This is a genomic window from Cyanobium sp. L1E-Cus, assembly GCF_024345755.1.
GTDB classification, from domain to species: domain Bacteria; phylum Cyanobacteriota; class Cyanobacteriia; order PCC-6307; family Cyanobiaceae; genus Cyanobium_A; species Cyanobium_A usitatum.
In genome coordinates this window covers 240,804-258,642 of the sequence record NZ_JAGQBS010000003.1, presented here as the reverse complement: position 1 = coordinate 258,642, position 17,839 = coordinate 240,804, and the positions used below count along the sequence as shown (strand labels likewise).

Genomic DNA, 17,839 nt, shown 5'->3' with positions numbered 1-17,839 from the left:
CAGAAGCAGGGCCGGATCCAGGTGAAATGGGAGGTGCGGCGGCCCGACATCCCCCCGCGAGCAGCAGCGTGCTGGCCCAAATGGCTAACGGCAACAACGATTGAGCCGAAGAGGACCGGACTGAAAACATTGCTTAAAAGGAGGGGTCTTGGAGGAAGGCACTGCCACGTCGTACTCTGCTTGTTTGTGCCCGCCGCAACGCGAGAAATGCCGAAGCTCAAGACCCGCAAAGCAGCCGCCAAGCGGTTCAAGGCCACCAGCACCGGCAAGTTTCTGCGTCGCCGAGCCTTCCTCAACCACCTGCTCGATCACAAGAGCCCGAAGCGCAAGCGTCATCTGGGCACAATGGCTGTTGTTGATGAGCGCGATGCGGACAACGTGAGGGCGATGCTCCCCTACGCCTGAGAGCGACCTCGGACAATTTTTACTTTTATCTTCCTGATCTACTGCTATGTCACGCGTCAAGAGGGGCAATGTTGCCCGCAAACGCCGTAACAAGATTCTTCGCCTAGCCCGTGGCTTCCGCGGCGGCAATGGCTCCCTCTTCCGCACCGCCAACCAGCGGGTGATGAAGGCGCTTTGCAATGCCTACCGGGACCGCCGTCGTCGCAAGCGCGACTTCCGCCGTCTCTGGATCGCCCGGATCAACGCAGCAGCTCGGCTCAATGGCCTGAGCTACAGCCGCTTCATGGGTGGTTTAAAGAAAGCAGACGTGCGCATCAACCGCAAAATGCTTGCCCAGCTTGCCGTGGTCGACCCCGGCAGCTTCACCAGCATCGTGGGCGCCGCTTCAAACTGAGTTCCACCGGTAGGTCTTTTTGGACGCCCTCCTTCCCCAGGCCTACCTAATTGGGCTGATCGTCCTGCTGGGGGTCGCTGCAGTTGTAGTGGCCCGGCAAATCTGGCGCGTACGTTCAGATGAAGCCACCCTGGCAAAGCTAGAGCGTAGTGAAGGCCCTAAGCCATCAGACGCTGCCACGTTGTACGAGCTTGGCTCTGTGCAACTACGCAAGCGCTTGTATGGCCAAGCCGCCGAATCACTCAAGCAAGCTCTTAAGAAAGCTGAGGCTGCTAAAGAACCGGCTGAAGCCCAAGCTGTGATTCAAAACGCCTTGGGCTTCGCCTTGGCAGCTCAAAACAACTACAAAACGGCAATTCGCCATTACCGGCTGGCATTGGAAGCCAAGCCCGCCTACCCAGTAGCACTCAATAATCTTGCCTTCGCCCTGGAAAAGCAGCTCAAGCTGGAAGAGGCCAAGCAGACATATGAGCAGGTGATTGAGCTTGACGCCAATAACAAAACCGCCCGCAAACGGTTGAAACTCCTCGATCGCAAGGCCGGCCTGAATCGGGCGGCCTAAGCGATTATTTATTCAACTTTCACCAAAGTCCGCGTACTGCAGCGCCGCGGGTTGGACCAACTACGCGGCTAGCACTTGATAGGGGACGCAGATCCAGGCGGCCGCCACGGCTGGTGAGACGAGGTGCCTGCCAGCCTGACAACTGCAGGCCCTGAAGACCCGTAAATACCCCTCCCATTTCCAGACCCGGCACCTCGCACTCGCAGAGCATCAGCAGGTCGAGCTGGTCTGATTCGGCGTTGAGGTTGCCCTGCACGGGAGTGGTAACCCCTCCCACCGTGAGTTCACCGCGCAGGTCAATCATCTGGCCTATCGGCTTGACCGAGGCAAGCCGGAGCTCAGCACTGACAATCTGGGAATTGTCAAAGGATTGATAAGTACCACTCCATACGAGCGGCATCTCCCCGGCCAGCAGCTGGGCCCGGCCAACTGGATCAAAGGTCTCCGCACCTCCCAGACCACTAAGCGACTCACCACCGACGCTGGTAGCCGAGGGAGGGGTAAAAGGCACAAAGGCTTCACTGGCCACGGGTGTAGCCGCCTGCGCCGGGAACAAACCGATTGGCAACAGTGCAAACGGCAATGCGGCTAACGGCAGGGCAGCACGAAGAACGGCAAAAGACACAACGACCAGAACTGACTAATGGGAGGCTAGGACCGTTGCCGAGATCTGGCCCTGCTCCGTGGTCACCACCGCTTCCAACAACGAACCGCACACCCATCGGGATCCACTTGTGATCGGGGGGCGCAGCTTCCGCAGCCGCCTGATGACCGGCACCGGCAAATATCCGAGCCTGGCGGCCATGCAGGCCAGCCTGAAGGCCAGCGACTGCGAAATCGTGACCGTTGCCGTGCGTCGGGTGCAGAGCCAGGCTGCCGGCCATGCAGGCCTGCTGGAGGCCATCGACTGGCAGCGCATCTGGATGCTGCCCAACACGGCCGGCTGCGCCACCGCCGAAGAAGCGATCCGGGTGGCCCGCCTGGGACGGGAGCTGGCAAAGCTGGCAGGCCAGGAGGACAACTGCTTCGTGAAGCTGGAGGTGATTCCAGACTCTCGTCATTTGCTGCCCGATCCATTCGGCACCCTGGCAGCCGCTGAGCAACTGGTGAAGGAGGGCTTCACGGTGCTGCCTTACATCAATGCCGATCCACTCCTGGCCAAGCGACTCGAAGAGGCTGGCTGCGCCACCGTGATGCCCCTGGGCTCGCCGATCGGCTCGGGCCAGGGCATCCGCAACGCCGCCAACATCGCCCTGATAATCGAAAACGCCAAGGTGCCCGTGGTGGTCGACGCCGGTATCGGCGTGCCCAGCGAGGCCGCCCAGGCCATGGAAATGGGCGCAGACGCCCTGCTTATCAACAGCGCCATCGCCCTGGCAGGCGACCCCCCGGCGATGGCGCGGGCCATGGCCATGGCCTGCGAGGCCGGCCGCAGCGCCTTCCACGCAGGTCGGCTACCCATACGCACAAACGCCAATCCCAGTTCGCCCGAGGTTGGCCGGGTAGGGAGCTGAAGCCGAACGCCTGTAGTAGCTTGCAAAGCGGAGCATCCGCTCGTCCTGCAGGGGTCTGAGGTTTTCGGAATGGGCGTTGCAATGAAGGTCTTCGTTCTCGGTGGCGACGGCTTCTGCGGTTGGCCCTGCGCGGTGAACCTGGCCGATGCTGGCCACGAGGTGGTTGTCATCGACAACCTCAGCCGGCGCAAGATCGACGTCGACCTGGAGGTGGAGTCGCTGACGCCGATCGCCACCATGGGCGACCGCCTTAAGGCCTGGGAACAGGTGGGCGGCAAGCCGATGCGGTTTGTCCATCTGGACATCGCTGGGGAATACGACCGGCTTCTGGAGCTACTACGCCACGAGCGGCCCGATTCGGTGGTGCATTTTGCCGAGCAGCGCGCAGCTCCCTACTCGATGAAAAGCAGCGCCACCAAGCGCTATACCGTCGACAACAACGTCAACGGCACCCACAACCTGCTAGCCGCGATCGTGGAGAGCGGCCTCGACATCCACATCGTGCATTTAGGCACGATGGGGGTGTACGGCTACGGCTCCCACCGCGGCGCCACCATCCCCGAGGGCTACCTCAAGGTGGAAGTGCCCCAGCCCGACGGCAGCCGCTTCGAGGAGGAGATCCTGCACCCGGCCAGCCCGGGCAGCGTCTATCACATGACCAAGACGCTGGACCAGCTGCTCTTCCTCTACTACAACAAAAACGACCAGATCCGTATCACCGACCTGCACCAGGGGATCGTCTGGGGCACCAACACCGAGGCCACCGAGCGCGACCCACGCCTCACCAACCGCTTCGACTACGACGGCGACTACGGCACCGTGCTCAATCGCTTCTTGATGCAGGCAGCGATCGGCTATCCGCTCACTGTGCACGGCACCGGCGGCCAGACCCGCGCCTTCATCCACATCCGCGATTCGGTGAAGTGCGTGCAGCTGGCCCTGGAAAATCCGCCGGCCAGGGGCGAGCGGGTGAAGATCTTCAACCAGATGACCGAAAGCCACCAGGTTGGTGAACTAGCCCGCAAAGTGGCGGCTCTCACGGACGCCCAGATCAATTACCTGCCCAATCCGCGCAACGAAGCCGTCGAAAACGATCTAATCGTCGACAACCGCTGCTTCATCGAGCTGGGCCTCAACCCCACCACCCTCGATGACGGCCTGCTGGCTGAAGTGGTGGATGTGGCGCGCCGCTGGGCTGATCGCTGCGACCGCAGTCGCATTCCCTGCCAATCCGCCTGGACCCAAACCCAGGCTCAGGCCATCCAGACGACCTAAGGCACAACTCCAAACCCTTGAAGATCGCCTTTTTCACCGAAACCTTTCTGCCCAAGGTGGACGGCATCGTCACCAGGCTCACCAAGACGGTGCAGCATCTAGTCGCGGCTGGCGATGAGGTCCTGATCTTCTGCCCGGAAGGCGCCCCCGAGACCTACATGGGAGCCCAAGTGGTGGGAGTGCCCGCAATGCCCCTACCCCTCTACCCCGAGCTCAAGCTGGCCCTGCCTCGGCCGGCGGTGGCAGAAGCCCTGGATCGCTTCAAGCCAGATCTTGTCCACGTTGTCAATCCCGCCGTCCTGGGGCTCGGCGGCATCTGGCTGGCCAAAACCAAGGCCTATCCCCTGGTAGCCAGCTACCACACCCATCTGCCCAAATACCTGGAGCACTACGGCATGGGCATGCTTGAGCCACTGCTATGGGAACTGCTCAAAGCTGCCCACAACCAGGCCCGGCTCAACCTCTGCACCTCCACCGCCATGGTGCAAGAGCTAAGTGAGAAAGGAATCCAGCACACCGATTTGTGGCAGCGCGGCGTAGACACTGAGCTTTTCCAGCCGGCGCTGCGCTCCGATGCCATGCGACAGCGGCTGCTAAATGGCCAGAGCGACACCGGCAAGCTGCTGCTCTACATCGGCCGCCTATCTGCGGAAAAACAGATCGAACGGATTCGGCCCGTACTTGAAACAATGCCCGATGCCCGGCTGGCCCTAGTTGGAGATGGTCCCTACCGCCTGCAACTCGAGAAGATCTTTGCGGGCACACCTACCCACTTCGTGGGCTACCTAGCCGGGCAAGAGCTGGCGGCGGCCTACGCCAGCGGCGACGCTTTTCTATTCCCCTCCAGCACCGAAACCCTGGGCCTGGTGCTGCTGGAGGCCATGGCGGCCGGCTGCCCGGTGGTGGGCGCCAACCGCGGTGGCATCCCGGACATCGTCAGCGATGGGGTCAATGGCTGCCTTTACGAACCAGACCAGGAAGGCAGCCTGGCTGCTGCGGTGGAGCGCCTCCTTGGCGATGCCACTCAACGGGCCGAGCTGCGCACCAACGCCCGCGAGGAAGCCGAGCGCTGGGGTTGGTCTGGAGCTACCGAACAACTGCGCGGCTACTACCAGCGCCTGTTGGCCAAGCCTGACCTGCAACTAGTGGCCTGAATCAGGACTGGGGCGCCTGCCCCGGCAGGCTGCCCCGGAACCAGGTGTTCATCAAAGCCTTCACCATCGGAGCTGCCACCGTGCCGCCATAGCCGCCGGAGTTTTCCCCGAAGGCGATGATCACCAAGGTGGGCTTATCTGCTGGGGCATAGCCGCCAAACCAGGCGTGATCAGGCCGGGGTGGATCTTCGCCAGTGCCGGTTTTGCCAGCCACCGGAGGCAGGTTGGGATCATTGAGAAGCTTGGCGGTGCCGATGGTCACCACCTGGCGCAGCCCATCCCGCAACACCCGCAGGGTGGCCGGCTTAAGGCCGATCCAAGTCCGTTGGGTGGGACTCTCCACCAGGTGGGGCGTCACCAGCCAACCACCGTTGGCCACCGCGGCGTATAGCCGCGCCATCTGGATCGGGGTCACCTGTAGGGCCCCCTGGCCAATGGCCGAGGTGATGGTATCCACGGGTGTCCAGCCCTCACCCAGCACCTCCTGTTTCCAAGCCTGATCGCCCAGCAAGCCCGGGGTCTCCTCCTCCACCAGCTCAATGCCCGTGACCTGGCCATAGCCCATGCGCCGGGCAGCTTTGAACAGCTCATCGGGGCCCACCTTCAGCCCCACCTGGTAATAGAAGGTGTTGCTGCTCACGGCCAGGGCGAAAGGAAAACCGATGGCCCCATGGGCGCCATGGTCGCTGTAGCAAAGGCCCGCATAACAGAACGAATTCATCGTCATCACCTTCGAGTCGGCCGTGTAGCGGCCCGACTCCAGACCCGCCACAGAGGTGACAATCTTGAAGGTGCTGGCCGGTGGAAAGCCCTGGAAGGCGCGATTCAGCAAGGGCGCATCGGGGGAATTGAGGCTGCTCCACTGGCTGGAACTCGGCGCCGGCGAAAAAACATTGGGGTCAAAGGTGGGCCGGCTGGCCAGGGCCCGAATTGCTCCGGTTTGGGGGTCGAGCGCCACGATCGCCCCCTTGCGCACCCCGTCGAGGGCGCGCTCTGCAGCCTGCTGCAGCGCCAGGTCCAGGGTGAGCCGCAGGTCCTGACCAGCCTTAGCAGACTTCTCCCCGATGATGCGCTGCACCTGGCCGGCAGCATTCACCTCCACCTGCTGGCCGCCCCACTCGCCACGCAGGTGCCCCTCAAACTGCTTCTCGACCCCACTGCGGCCCACCCGATCCTGGATCCGGTAACCCTTGGGCTGGAGCTGGGTGTATTCCTCTTCCGTGATCCCGCTGGTGTAACCGAGCACGTGGGCTGCCAGCCGGCCGTGGGGATAGCTGCGCAGGATGTCCACATCCACCTCGGCGCCCTGGAGCCCGGCAGCCTGCTCCCGGAAGCGCAGCACCTGCTCAGACTTGAGGCCACTGGCCAGAGCTATCCGAAATCCCTCCGCATTGGCACCACTACTTCGACGCGCCTCCAGCTGGGCCGCAGGTAACCCAACCACCGTCGCCAAGCGATCTCGCAGGGCCGGCCACTGGGCGTCACCCACCTCCCGCGGCTGGATGTAGAGGTTGTAGGTGAGCCGGCTAGTGGCCAGCACCTGGCCATGACGATCCAAAAGGCGACCCCGGATCGGGTTGCGGGGCAGCAGCCGAATTCGGTTTTCATCGGCCCTGGCGCGGTTCTCAGCGCCGTGCAGCAACTGCAACCAGGCCAAGCGCGCCACCATGGCACCGCTGAACAGCAACACCACAGCCAGAAGCAGGGCCGACTGACGGCCCATGCCGGTGTGACGGGAGGCAGCTGGACCAAAGGCCATGGTCAGGCGTTGAGCTCGAGTCGCTGCTCCAGCTGCTCCAGTCGAGCAGCAATGCGGGCCAGACCCTGCTGCAACTCCAAGGCGTCCTGGGGATCGGCTTGGTGTGCTCCCTCAGCCCCTACCTCGGTGGCCACATCGTGGACCTCCACCTTCATCACCGGGTTGCCCAGGCCGGGGCTGACCCTATCCAGGCCCTGGCGCAGCTGACTAGCGGCAGGCTCGCCCTCCTCCCGCAGGCTGCCGAGGGGATCGGCCTCCTGGCCGTCAAAGGCTGCCATCACCTCGCGAGCCCCGCCCTTACGGGCCCGCTCCACCACCGCCAAACCCACGGGCAGGACGTCCTGCATCAAGGTGAGCCGGAGAGCATCAAAGGGGTCGGTAGCCATGGCGGCGTTCCTGGCTCAGGAACCACAGTCTGACCTGCCTGCAGCCCGGTGCTCAGGGCGCCAGCCGCTGGATCCCTGGATCAACAATCACCTGGCGGGAGTTCTGCTGACTACCCCACCACCAACCCGCCGCCACGGCGATCACCAGGAGCGAGGCCAGCGGCACCAGGGCCTGGCGGGTGACGTCAAGGGCCAGCCATTCGCCCCAGGCCCGCAGGGTGCGCTCCCGGTCAAAGCGTCGCCGGGCCTTCTCTTCCTCCTGCTGGCGCCGGCGCAGGGAGCGGGTCACCCAGCGCTCAAATGATTTCTTCTTGGTGACCGCCATCTTGCGCTCAACCTCGAGCAGATGACCGGCCGAGAGCTCAGGGTTGAAGGTGCTGATCAGCTCCAGACTCTTGAGGAACATCTCCACGGCGCCATCTTTGGCGGCCCGCTCACCCTCTTCAAGCAGCTCCCAGTCCACCTCGGGATAAAAGCGGAGCCGGTTGCTGGCGATCTGGTCTTCCATCAACTGGCCTGGCTCCCGCAGCCAGCGGTCCGTATTGGCATCGAAACGGCGCCAATACAGAAAGGGATTGAGATATATGGTTTTGCCAGCCAGGACGATGCTGTCCTGCTGCAGCCGTCGCTGCATGTCGGGATCGGGGGGTGTCGAGCTGGGGGGCGCGGAGGCGGCAGTCACGACGTATGGGCTGGGAGCCGATGGTATCGAAGGTCGGCGTCTCGGGCTACTCCCGCAACACCTACTCCCACTCGATGGTGCCAGGCGGTTTGCTGGTGATGTCGAGCACCACCCGGTTCACGCCCTTGACCTCATTGACGATGCGGTTGGAGATTTTCTCGAGTAGGTCGTAGGGAAGGCGAGACCAATCGGCCGTCATGCCGTCTTCCGAGGAGACGCAGCGCAGCACGATCGGGAAGGCATAGGTGCGTTTATCGCCCATCACCCCCACGCTGCGCACCGGCAGCAGCACGGCAAAAGCCTGCCAGATCTCGTTGTATAAGCCTGCCTCCTTCACCTCCTCGCGCACAACCAGGTCGGCGTCACGAAGGATGTTGAGCTTCTCGCTGGTGACCTCACCAAGGATGCGAATCGCCAGACCAGGACCGGGGAAGGGGTGCCGGCCAACGATTTCCTGGGGCAGACCCAGGCTGCGGCCCACCTTGCGCACCTCGTCTTTAAACAAGCGACGCAGGGGTTCCACCAGCTTGAACTGAAGATCCTTGGGCAGGCCACCAACGTTGTGGTGACTTTTGATCTTCACTGCCACCCGCTCACCGGTTTTGGGGTCAATACCCGTGCCGGCGCTCTCGATCACATCGGGATAGAGGGTGCCCTGGGCCAGGTAGTCGAAGGGGCCGAGGCGCTTGCTTTCCTCTTCAAACACCCGGATAAATTCCGTGCCGATCAGCTTGCGCTTCTCCTCCGGGTCGGTGATGCCATCGAGCTTGTTGATGAAGCGCTCGCGGGCATTGATGTATTCCACGTTGATGTGGAAGCGCTTGTCGAAAAACTCCACCAGAAACTCAGGCTCGCCTTTGCGCATGAAGCCTTGGTCGATGAACATGCAGGTGAGCTGATCGCCAATCGCCTTGTGCAGCAAAAAGGCGAGGGTGGAGGAATCAACGCCTCCCGAGAGAGCCAGCAAAACCCGCTTATCGCCGACTTGGGCGCGCACATCAGCCACCGCTTCGTCAATGAAAGCTGCTGTGGTCCAATCGGCCTCACAACCACAAATGTGATATACAAAATTGCGCAGCATTGCCATGCCGCCGGTGGAGTGGACCACCTCAGGATGAAACTGCACGCCGTATAAGCGCCGCTGGTGATCAGCGACGGCGGCCTCTGGGGTGTTGTCGGTGTGCGCCAGCCGCAAGAAGCCCTCGGGTAGCCGTTCCACCGAGTCGCCGTGGCTCATCCACATCGTCGAGCCGTCTTCGACGTTGGTCAGCAAATCGATCGGGTCGTCAACGTGCAGCGGAGCCTTGCCGTATTCCGCCCGACCGGCGGCCACCACCGAGCCACCCAGCTGCTGCACCATCAGCTGCATGCCGTAGCAAACGCCCAGCACCGGAATTCCCAGCTCCCAGATAGCCGGGTCGCACACGGGAGCCCCCGGCTCATACACCGAACTGGGCCCGCCGCTGAGAATGATGCCCCGGGGGGCAATCGCCCGCAGCTCCTCGGCCGTGGTGGTGTAGCCCATCACTAGGGAGAAGACTTCGGTTTCCCTAACCCGCCTGGCGATCAGCTCCGAATACTGGGAGCCGAAATCAAGAATCACAATCGCCGGATAGCGCGTCGATTGGGAGGTGGCGTCAAGCTGGGGCACTGGGGCGGTAGGGGAAGCGGTGGAAGACATCGTCAACGCTGGGCCCTGGAGCATTCGAACAAGCCTAGGCGTCGCTCCGGGCAGGGCTGCGTAAAGCCGTGAGCAACTCCAAGCCAACCGGGCCCTGGCCGCAGATCTGGCGGGAGCGATCGAACAGCACGGCCCCCACCGCCATCGACTCCTGGCCGTAGCGGGCCAGATAGCGCAGGCTGCGCCGCTCCACCGCCGCAGCAATGGCCTGACGCAGGCGCTCGGCTCGCGGCCCGTCCCGCTGGGCCAGTTCTCCCAGAGCCGCATCCACGGTGGGGGCATCGTGAAGAGCCTGCAAGGATTCACCCCCCAGCCCGGCCAAGGCCGCCAGGGCCGTGAGCACCTCGGCGCGGCCATCGGCTAGGTGGTGGTGGGTGTGGAAGATGCCGCCCGCCAGCTTGATCAATTTGCCCTGATAACCCAGCAGCAGCAGGCGGCGCACCCCGGCCTGGGCCGCCGCCACGAGCAGCGGTCCGAGCCAGTTGCCCGCCTTGAGCAGCAGATCAGGTGGCAAACCCAGCCTGGGCGCCAGATCGAGCCCGTTCTCACCGATCACCAGCACCAGATCACCGCAGAAAGCAGGCGCTGCGGCGCGTTCGCGCAGAGCCGCAAGGGCCTGGGCCAGTTGGTCGGGGCCCGCGCTGCGCTGCACCTCAGCCTGGGTGCCGATCAAGGCCAGGCCATCCACCACCCCAAAAGCCGCATTGCTGGTGCGCTCGGCCAGGCGCCTGCCCTCTGGAATCACCACCTGCAACTCCAAACGTCTTCCCGGCGGCACCAGGGGCCGCAGGTTGCACTCGAGCAGCTGTTCGGCATAGGCCGACACGCACGCCTCACCACTGGCCTGCAGCACCCCCACCCCCTCGCCGGCCCGCAACTCAAGCCACTTGCCTGGCCCCTCCAGCCAGCGCAATTGCACCCATAGCTGCAAGCCACGGGTGAGGTCGAGCACCTCCGGCCCCGGATCACAGCAGGCCATGGCCAGCACCCAGCCATCCGCCAAGGGCGCGGCCGCTAGCACCGGCACCCGGGCGGGCAGCTCGCCGGCTGCCGCAGCGTCGGGATGGAGCCAAAGGGGCTGGTGACGCTGCCAGGGCTGGCCAAGCAGGATCACCAGGGCCGCCCGGGCTGCGGCCGTAAGCCACACCGGCACGGTGTATCCGGCAGTGGCATCCGCCGAGGCAGGGTCGATTTGGTTCAGCTCAAGCAACGGGCGAAAGAACACTGTTTTTTATGGTGGTTGATTGTGCGGTCCGCCGCCGCCCGCCGTATCCCCTAGCCATGCAGGACAAACTCAGCCTGATGATCCCCGGCCCCACCCCGGTGCCGGAACGCGTCCTGCTTGCCATGGGCCGCCACCCGATCGGCCACCGCAGCGCCGACTTTCAGAAAATCGTTAAGCGCACCACCCAACAGCTGCAGTGGCTGCATCAGACAAAGGGCGACGTGCTGGTGATCACGGGCAGCGGCACCGCTGCCATGGAGGCGGGAATTATCAACGTGCTGAGCAAGGGCGACACGGTGCTCTGCGGCGACAACGGCAAGTTTGGCGAGCGCTGGGTGAAGCTGGCTAAGGCCTATGGCCTGAACGTGCAGGTGATCCAGGCCGAATGGGGCCAGCCCCTGGACCCCGAGGCCTTCCGCGCCGCCCTAGAAGCCGACACTGCCAAAGCGATCAAGGCCGTGATCCTCACCCACTCGGAAACCTCCACTGGGGTAATCAACGATCTGCAGACCATCGCCTCGCACGTCAAGGCCCACGGCACCGCCCTCTGCATCGCCGACTGCGTCACCAGCCTGGGTGCCTGCAATGTGCCCATGGAGGAATGGGGCATCGACGTGATCGGCTCCGGCTCCCAGAAGGGCTACATGATGCCGCCGGGGTTGGCTTTCGTGGCCATGAGCGACCGGGCCTGGGAAGCCTGCAAGCACTCCGATCTGCCGAAGTTTTATCTGGATCTGGCCAAATACCGCAAATCGGCCCATGCCGACAGCAACCCCTTCACCCCGGCCATCAACCTCTACTTCGCCCTCGAAGCAGCCCTGGAAATGATGCAGGCAGAAGGTCTTGAAAAGATCTTCGCCCGCCATGCCCGTCACCGGGCCGCGGCCCAAGCAGGTATGAAGGCGATTGGTCTGCCCCTCTATGCCGCGGAGGGCTGTGGCAGCCCAGCCATCACCGCCGTGGCGCCAGAAGGCATCGACGCCGAAGCGATGCGCAAAGCCGTGAAAGAAAAGTTCGACATCCTGCTGGCTGGCGGCCAGGATCACCTCAAGGGCAAGGTGTTCCGCATCGGCCACCTGGGCTTTGTTTGTGATCGCGACGTGCTCACAGCCGTAGCTGCAATCGAAGCAACCCTGCAGGATCTGGGCTTACACAAAGGCAGCGCCGGTGCTGGCGTAGCCGCCTGTGCAGCAGCCCTAGCCAAGGGCTGAGCAAGCGTCCGGGGAGAGCAGGCTTTGCGCCGTTCTCCCCAAGACTCTGCTAATTTAATTTATACACCTTGCGGGTGTAATTCAGTGGTAGAATGTCAGCTTCCCAAGCTGAACGTCGCCGGTTCGAGTCCGGTCACCCGCTTTATTATCAGGCCATCAGATTGGGCAAGAGACGAATTGGCCCAGCAGACGAATTAGGCAAGCGGAATTAGCCTGATTCAGCCCCGAGGCTTGATCAGCTGCAAAACCTGAGGGCCGGTGGCCGCCATCCGGCGCTCGCCATCCAAAGCCGCAATGATGAAGCGTGCGGCTTGGGGCAAATCTCCTTGCTCAGCAGCAAGGCGCGCCCGAGCCTCATCGGCCCGAATCGAAACAAGGAATTGTTCGCGCGCGTCAGCCGAGGGTGCGGTAAACGAAGAAGTACGCGCAGGACTAGTAAAAATGGCAGTCATCTCAACGGTATCTGAACGGGAATGGCCCATGCAAAAACGGCCTTAGCCATCCTGGAAAGGGTTGATATACCCCTTACAAGATTAAAGCATTCCTTTTGATCATACGCCAGGCTGAACATACCCAGTGAAAACATCACCTAGCTCACCCAGGCCCCCCGCTCATCATGTTCCTGGCTCTTCCCGATTGCCACCCAACGCGGCAATTTGATCACGCAAAGACTGGGATCTCTGTTCATCACCCCGGGTGAGGGCCACTGCAAGTGCAAACTCCAGCTTCTCCAACTGATGCTCCCCCTCTCCAGAGGTAGGTGGGTAGCCGCTGCGGCCGGAAGGAGCCTGATTGGTAACTGACGGGGCTAAGCCCGAGGCTTGCGAGCAGCGATTGGTGGAACTGTTTTGGGAGGGAGTGGGGTATGCCATAACTACTTTCTTCCCATTCTGACACCGCTGACCAGCCCCCGGGATCAGGCCGCTGCCGCCATTTCATCGTTTTGGTCGTTGAGCTCGTTTTGGTCGGTGAGCTCGAGCAAGGCGCGACAGTCGACCAGCAGTCGTTCAACGTTGTCGAGACTGGTGATCTCCTGGGGATCATGCTCTGCCTGCCGATCAAGTTGCAGCTCCGTGGCTTCCAAACGCTGCTCCAGCCTCACAAGCCGCTGGGAGAGGGCGTGCACGGTTTGGGCCAAATCTTCAGCATTACGGCTGATGCGGAAGGAAACCGACTCGTAAGCCATGGCAATCGGGGCATGGGAGCCGATCACAACACACAAACCAGCACCAGCCAAGGCCAGAGCTCTTCCCTGCCCCAGACTCGACTTAGGCCAAAGTGATCGATACGTTGGGCCCCGGTATCCCCGTTGACGCCCCAGGCCATGGCACTAAGGATGACTTTGAGGCAGATTCCCGGGCTACGCCGAGCCCTGCTGGTCCTGGTTGGCAGCGCTGCTGGATTCGGCCTCGTCCTACCCGGCCAGGCCCAGACAGCTGAGGCCAATGCCGCCGCCGCCAACGCCGGCTCAGGGGGCAAGGGGGCTCAGATCTATTGCTTTATGCGCAGCAGCGGCAACAGCCACCAGGTGAGCTGGGATGCCGCCTACGCGGTGATCAAACGCCAAAACGACAAACTGTTCAAGACCTCCCCGGAACACGCCGCGGTGATGATCACAGAAGCTGTGGTGCAGAACCCCAGCGTGTTTCCCGACTGCGGCCGCTACCTAGGTGACCTGTTCGCAAAACCCGAAGCCAAGCCAGAAGCCAGCACCAGCCCAGCGCCTAGTGGCACCTCCCGCAGTGAGCGGCTGGGTCAATAAGGCTCGCCAATATTTATGCCGAGCCGGATGCCGAAGCAGCTGCCGAGCCGGGGGCAGCTTGGCCGCCCTGGCAGGGCTGCTGCTGCTTGCCGGTGGCTGCGCTGAAGAGCCCTTACCCCAGCGCCAGGTACGCAGCGACGACTGCCTGCAAACCGTGCAGCTCGACCAGCTAACGGAACAGATCGGCCGCTGCGACGCCGTAGTGGCGGCATTTCCAACCAACCCAAGCCCTCTCAACGATCGCTACCTGCTGCACAGCCTGGCGGGCAACGAGGCAGCAGCCTGCGCTGATATCAACCGAGCTGCAGCCCTTGCACGCTCTAAACCACCAGCCAGCCTGGATCCCCAACTGCGCACCGATCTGAACCTGCGTCAACAGCTCTGCAGGGAAGGCAGTGGCAAAGCCATAGGCAGTGGCAAAGCCATGGGCGCAAACCAAGACCGCCCCCAACCCTGAGCAGCCTCACCAGCGACCCATCAGGTCTCTCATCATGGCCGGCAAACTGCGGCGCTCCAGCAGTTGGGAGCGCCGCTGCAACAACACGGCGATGCGCTCGGCCTTACTGGCCAGTAAGCCGTCCACCAACTGGTCGGCAACGCCCAGCTGCAGCCAATGGCTGGTCAGGCAGGCCCCCATACCGATGCGGTGACAGCGATCTTCTGCCTGTTCCGCATCCCCTGGGGTCCAGGGGCGCTCAACTAGCACCACATGCCGCGCCCGGTGCAAGGTGAAGCCCAAGCCCCCGGTGCCATAGGTAGCGATCAGCAGGGAATGCTCACCGCGCTGAAACGCATCAACCTGGGCCTGGCGCTGGGCCGGCGGCAGAGCGCCGGTGAGAACACAACTGTCTTCAAAACTGCGGTGCAACATCTCAGCCGTAGCCACGAAGCCCGTAAACACCACCACCGCCTCGCCCTTGGCCAGCAACGGAGCCACCAAGGCCCGGGTGGCTGGAAGTTTGTAATCGGAGCCGATCTGGCGCAGGGCCGTGAGCACGGCCAGCAGCTCGGCATCGCGGCGCACCTCACCGAGGGCAGCCCGACGGCGATAGTCGTCGACCTTGACCTGCAGCCGGTGCTGAAAGCCGCGGGCCGAAGGCTCATCCAGCTCAACTGGCCACAGCTGGCGCAGCTTGGGGGGCAGGTCGAGGCAATCCTGCTTACGGCGATGCAGCACCAGGGGCCGCACCAGCCGCTGCAGGTCTTCCAGATGGCTGGCCCCGTTCGCCTGCCAGAGGCGCCGTCCGCCCTGCTCGCGCCAATGGCCCTGGCAGAAGAGTTCCTCAAAGGCCCGTTGGTCGCGGGCGAGGGGGTGGCCGATCGCCGCCAGCAGGGGAAATAACTGGGCTGGGCGGCCATTTTTCATCGGCGTGCCGGTCAGTAGCCAGATGGCTCGCAGCCGGGGGTGGCGGGCCAGGCGCAGCAGCCCCTGGCTGCGGCGGGTATGGCCGTTTTGGGCGAAGTGGGCCTCATCGGCGATCAGCACGGTGCCGGCGGGCGGCAAGGCGTCGGGCAACCGGGCCCAGCTGTGCAGCTCCAGATGCAGGCCAAGGCTGGCCGCCTCACCCTGCCAATGGTCGTGCAGACCAACCGGGGCAATCACCAAGATGCGGCAATCGGCTTGGCGCACCATGGCCCGAGCCGCCATAAGGGCTGTGAGCGTCTTACCCAACCCCATGGCATCCGCGAGCACGGCACCGCGGCGGGCCAGTAGCCAACGCACCGCGGCCCGCTGATGGGCAAACAGGAGGCGGCCATCCAGCAAGGGCTGCTCCAAATCTGCCGACGCCACCAACTGCCGATGGGGCGGCAGGGGGGGCAGGGGCTGCTCCAGCCAGGCGAGCCACTGGGCCAGCTCGGGCTGCACAGGAAACCGGCCTGCCAGGGCTTGCTGCAAGGCGGCGGCAGCTTCTAGGGGAAATGACCAGCAACGCTGCCGACCCGACCAACTCCCCCGGGGGCGGATCGCCCGCAACTGGGCCTGGGTGACCGCGTCGTAGGGGCTAACTACCTCAATCAAACCCGTCGCCCCCAGCCGCAGCAGACAGCGCATCCGCGGAAGTGCAATCGTCGACACATTGACACCCCAGGCGGTGGGGGCAAACTTTGATCAACCGAGTCGCGCTGATGCAGGCCAGGGATGGGGTGTTCCTTGAGGATCTCTGTCCCAAATTGCGCGTCAGACGCTGGCGCCAATCCCTTCATCTAATCACCGACCAACACTGCATTTATTGCGGTGAACGCTCGGAATCAATCGACCACGTACACCCCCAGAGCCGGGGCGGGCTAAGTGTCACCGAGAACTGCGTGCCCGCCTGTCTGGCCTGTAATGGCGACAAGGGAGATGCGGATGCCTTTGCCTGGTACCGGCGACAGCCCTTTTACGACCCCCGCCGCTCCATGGCGATTCGTGCCTGGACCGATGGAGACCTGCGTCTAGCAATGCGGCTGCTCCAGTGGGTGCATCCGGGCCAATTGGAAGAACTGGTGGAACCTCACCAGACCCGGCAGGCCTCGGCGCCGTTGTGGCGCTGGCAGATGGCCTCCTGAACCTGGGGTCCCTCGGGGGCAACCACCAAAGCCAGCAGCAGCAGCACCCCCGCCAACACCGCCGGCACGGTGATTTCACGACCACTGGAGCGGGACCGCTGCCTTGAAGAGACCGGCGTCTTAGAAATTGGTGCCGGGAAGTTAAGAGCCGCCCGCAAGCCAGGCGCAATGGAGCTTGCAACACGAGAACCAGTAACAGGGAAGGCTGAGACCGGAAAAGCTGAAACCGGAAAGGCTGAGACAGTGAAAACTGGGACCGTGAAAACTGAGACCGTCATGGCGATCACTTCAGGAATAATACAGGTGTACTCATGATCCAGGCACTTGTCAAGCCCGCCCGCCAACTGCTGGTGATCGGCGGCGGCTTCACGGGCCTGCGGCTTGCCCAGGCCGCCCAGCGCAGCGGCATGGCGGTTCGCCTCACCAGCCGCCAAGCACGCTCCAGCGGCGAGGGCCTGGAATGGCTCCCCTTCAACAGCTCTCCAGACGGCGCCTCCCTGCCAGCCCCTGGCGCCCTGGCTGGCATCACGGATGTGGTGGTGTGCGTGCCCCCGGATCCAAGCCAGGGCGATCCGGTGCTGCGCTTACTAGGACCAAGCCTGCGAGAGCTGCCCCTGCAATGGCTGGGCTATCTCTCCACCACCGGCGTCTATGGCGACACCGCTGGGGCCTGGGTTGACGAAACCGCCCCAACCCCAGCCCGAGCCGGCCGCAGCCAGGCCCGGGTTGGGGCGGAGCAGGCGTGGCTAGCCACAGGACTACCCGTGCAAATTTTCCGGCTGCCAGCCATCTACGGACCCAACCGCTCGCCATTTGCGGCCCTGCAAGCGGGGCAAAGCCGTCTCATCCACAAGCCTGGCCAGATGTTTTGCCGAGTACACGTCGACGACATCGTCGGTTGCCTGCTGCACTGCCTGGCCCGGCCGCAGCAGGAGCGCCCGACCGTGGTCAATGTGACCGACAACTGCCCCTGCCCCTCCAGCGAGACCCTGGGCTATGCGGCCCACCTACTGGGGCACAAACTGCCACCAATGGAGCACTACGCCGAGGTCGCCGGCAGCATGAGTCCCATGGCCCGCAGCTTCTGGAGCGAAAACCGGCGGGTCAGCAACCAGCTGCTGACCCAACAGCTGGGCTACAAGTTGCGCTATCCCAACTACCGGGAGGGCTACCGGGCCTGCTTAGCGGAGGAGCTAGGTGGCGGGCAGTCCCGGAGATCCCCGGGATCAACCACGTAGGGCAGGCCCAAATCAGCCAGCAAACGCCCCCAACGCAACTC

The 17,839-nt window shown here is 63.5% G+C and carries 22 protein-coding genes and 1 tRNA gene; 12 read left to right on the top strand and 11 right to left on the bottom strand.

Going from position 1 to position 17,839, the window contains the following annotated elements:
• Positions 1–207 precede the first annotated feature (207 nt).
• From rpmI to KBZ22_RS04120, 3 genes are all read left to right on the top strand, one after another.
• Entirely contained in the window at positions 208–405 is a 198-nt protein-coding gene (rpmI, locus tag KBZ22_RS04130; RefSeq protein ID WP_106632482.1) for a 50S ribosomal protein L35, read from the top strand.
• A 46-nt stretch (positions 406–451) separates the two neighbouring features.
• Positions 452–799: a 50S ribosomal protein L20 gene (rplT, locus tag KBZ22_RS04125; RefSeq protein ID WP_254941743.1), complete on the top strand. Its 348-nt coding sequence runs from the start codon at positions 452–454 to the stop codon at positions 797–799.
• Between the two features lie 181 nt (positions 800–980).
• The gene (locus tag KBZ22_RS04120; RefSeq protein ID WP_315858593.1) at positions 981–1,361 is read left to right on the top strand and encodes a tetratricopeptide repeat protein; all 381 of its coding nucleotides are present in this window, start codon (positions 981–983) and stop codon (positions 1,359–1,361) included.
• Between the two features lie 19 nt (positions 1,362–1,380).
• Here KBZ22_RS04120 and KBZ22_RS04115 read toward each other — a convergent pair whose 3' ends face one another.
• Entirely contained in the window at positions 1,381–1,986 is a 606-nt protein-coding gene (locus KBZ22_RS04115; protein WP_255021124.1) for a hypothetical protein, read from the bottom strand.
• A gap of 58 nt (positions 1,987–2,044) precedes the next feature.
• Between KBZ22_RS04115 and KBZ22_RS04110 the strand changes: the two genes are divergently transcribed.
• From KBZ22_RS04110 to KBZ22_RS04100, 3 genes are all read left to right on the top strand, one after another.
• A complete protein-coding gene (locus tag KBZ22_RS04110) occupies positions 2,045–2,875 on the top strand; it encodes a thiazole synthase (protein ID WP_255021123.1) in 831 nt (276 codons plus the stop codon).
• Positions 2,876–2,956: 81 nt separating this feature from the next.
• Positions 2,957–4,150, top strand: a complete 1,194-nt coding sequence (locus tag KBZ22_RS04105; RefSeq protein WP_255021122.1) for an NAD-dependent epimerase/dehydratase family protein — start codon at positions 2,957–2,959, stop codon at positions 4,148–4,150.
• A gap of 17 nt (positions 4,151–4,167) precedes the next feature.
• Positions 4,168–5,304: a glycosyltransferase family 1 protein gene (locus KBZ22_RS04100; RefSeq protein ID WP_255021121.1), complete on the top strand. Its 1,137-nt coding sequence runs from the start codon at positions 4,168–4,170 to the stop codon at positions 5,302–5,304.
• 1 nt (position 5,305) lies between these two features.
• On the opposite strand, the gene mrdA is transcribed toward KBZ22_RS04100, so the two are convergent.
• The 5 genes from mrdA to cbiD all read right to left on the bottom strand — a co-directional run bounded on the left by mrdA (position 5,306) and on the right by cbiD (position 11,004).
• Positions 5,306–7,063 (bottom strand): penicillin-binding protein 2, encoded by a 1,758-nt coding sequence (mrdA, locus tag KBZ22_RS04095; protein WP_255021120.1) that lies wholly within the window; start codon positions 7,061–7,063, stop codon positions 5,306–5,308.
• Between the two features lie 2 nt (positions 7,064–7,065).
• Complete coding sequence (locus KBZ22_RS04090) at positions 7,066–7,449, bottom strand: hypothetical protein (protein WP_254941749.1); 384 nt, start codon at positions 7,447–7,449, stop codon at positions 7,066–7,068.
• A gap of 52 nt (positions 7,450–7,501) precedes the next feature.
• On the bottom strand, positions 7,502–8,083 hold the full coding sequence (locus KBZ22_RS04085) for a hypothetical protein (RefSeq protein ID WP_254941750.1): 582 nt from the start codon (positions 8,081–8,083) through the stop codon (positions 7,502–7,504).
• 109 nt (positions 8,084–8,192) lie between these two features.
• The gene (gene guaA, locus KBZ22_RS04080) at positions 8,193–9,812 is read right to left on the bottom strand and encodes a glutamine-hydrolyzing GMP synthase (protein ID WP_255021119.1); all 1,620 of its coding nucleotides are present in this window, start codon (positions 9,810–9,812) and stop codon (positions 8,193–8,195) included.
• A 34-nt stretch (positions 9,813–9,846) separates the two neighbouring features.
• Complete coding sequence (cbiD, locus tag KBZ22_RS04075) at positions 9,847–11,004, bottom strand: cobalt-precorrin-5B (C(1))-methyltransferase CbiD (RefSeq protein ID WP_255021186.1); 1,158 nt, start codon at positions 11,002–11,004, stop codon at positions 9,847–9,849.
• Between the two features lie 89 nt (positions 11,005–11,093).
• Here cbiD and KBZ22_RS04070 point away from each other — a divergent pair, with 89 nt between their 5' ends.
• On the top strand, positions 11,094–12,248 hold the full coding sequence (locus KBZ22_RS04070) for an alanine--glyoxylate aminotransferase family protein (RefSeq protein WP_255021118.1): 1,155 nt from the start codon (positions 11,094–11,096) through the stop codon (positions 12,246–12,248).
• A 70-nt stretch (positions 12,249–12,318) separates the two neighbouring features.
• Positions 12,319–12,390 (top strand) — tRNA-Gly (locus KBZ22_RS04065).
• A gap of 76 nt (positions 12,391–12,466) precedes the next feature.
• On the opposite strand, the gene KBZ22_RS04060 is transcribed toward KBZ22_RS04065, so the two are convergent.
• From KBZ22_RS04060 to KBZ22_RS04050, 3 genes are all read right to left on the bottom strand, one after another.
• The gene (locus KBZ22_RS04060) at positions 12,467–12,730 is read right to left on the bottom strand and encodes a hypothetical protein (RefSeq protein ID WP_255021117.1); all 264 of its coding nucleotides are present in this window, start codon (positions 12,728–12,730) and stop codon (positions 12,467–12,469) included.
• Positions 12,731–12,862: 132 nt separating this feature from the next.
• A complete protein-coding gene (locus KBZ22_RS04055) occupies positions 12,863–13,120 on the bottom strand; it encodes a hypothetical protein (protein WP_255021116.1) in 258 nt (85 codons plus the stop codon).
• Positions 13,121–13,164: 44 nt separating this feature from the next.
• Entirely contained in the window at positions 13,165–13,461 is a 297-nt protein-coding gene (locus KBZ22_RS04050) for a hypothetical protein (RefSeq protein ID WP_315858592.1), read from the bottom strand.
• A gap of 123 nt (positions 13,462–13,584) precedes the next feature.
• Between KBZ22_RS04050 and KBZ22_RS04045 the strand changes: the two genes are divergently transcribed.
• Positions 13,585–14,010, top strand: a complete 426-nt coding sequence (locus tag KBZ22_RS04045) for a DUF6554 family protein (protein WP_254960561.1) — start codon at positions 13,585–13,587, stop codon at positions 14,008–14,010.
• A gap of 58 nt (positions 14,011–14,068) precedes the next feature.
• Entirely contained in the window at positions 14,069–14,467 is a 399-nt protein-coding gene (locus tag KBZ22_RS04040) for a hypothetical protein (protein WP_255021115.1), read from the top strand.
• A gap of 6 nt (positions 14,468–14,473) precedes the next feature.
• Here the strand turns inward: KBZ22_RS04040 and KBZ22_RS04035 are convergent, their stop codons facing one another.
• Positions 14,474–16,063, bottom strand: a complete 1,590-nt coding sequence (locus KBZ22_RS04035; RefSeq protein ID WP_255021114.1) for a DEAD/DEAH box helicase — start codon at positions 16,061–16,063, stop codon at positions 14,474–14,476.
• A 74-nt stretch (positions 16,064–16,137) separates the two neighbouring features.
• Here KBZ22_RS04035 and KBZ22_RS04030 point away from each other — a divergent pair, with 74 nt between their 5' ends.
• Positions 16,138–16,560, top strand: coding sequence for an HNH endonuclease (locus KBZ22_RS04030; protein ID WP_106632498.1), 423 nt, complete (start codon positions 16,138–16,140; stop codon positions 16,558–16,560).
• On the opposite strand, the gene KBZ22_RS04025 is transcribed toward KBZ22_RS04030, so the two are convergent.
• Positions 16,506–16,718 (bottom strand): hypothetical protein, encoded by a 213-nt coding sequence (locus KBZ22_RS04025; protein ID WP_255021113.1) that lies wholly within the window; start codon positions 16,716–16,718, stop codon positions 16,506–16,508. The genes KBZ22_RS04030 and KBZ22_RS04025 overlap by 55 nt on opposite strands.
• A 153-nt stretch (positions 16,719–16,871) precedes the next feature.
• Here KBZ22_RS04025 and KBZ22_RS04020 point away from each other — a divergent pair, with 153 nt between their 5' ends.
• Positions 16,872–17,798 (top strand): SDR family oxidoreductase, encoded by a 927-nt coding sequence (locus KBZ22_RS04020; protein WP_255021112.1) that lies wholly within the window; start codon positions 16,872–16,874, stop codon positions 17,796–17,798.
• Positions 17,799–17,839 lie beyond the last annotated feature (41 nt).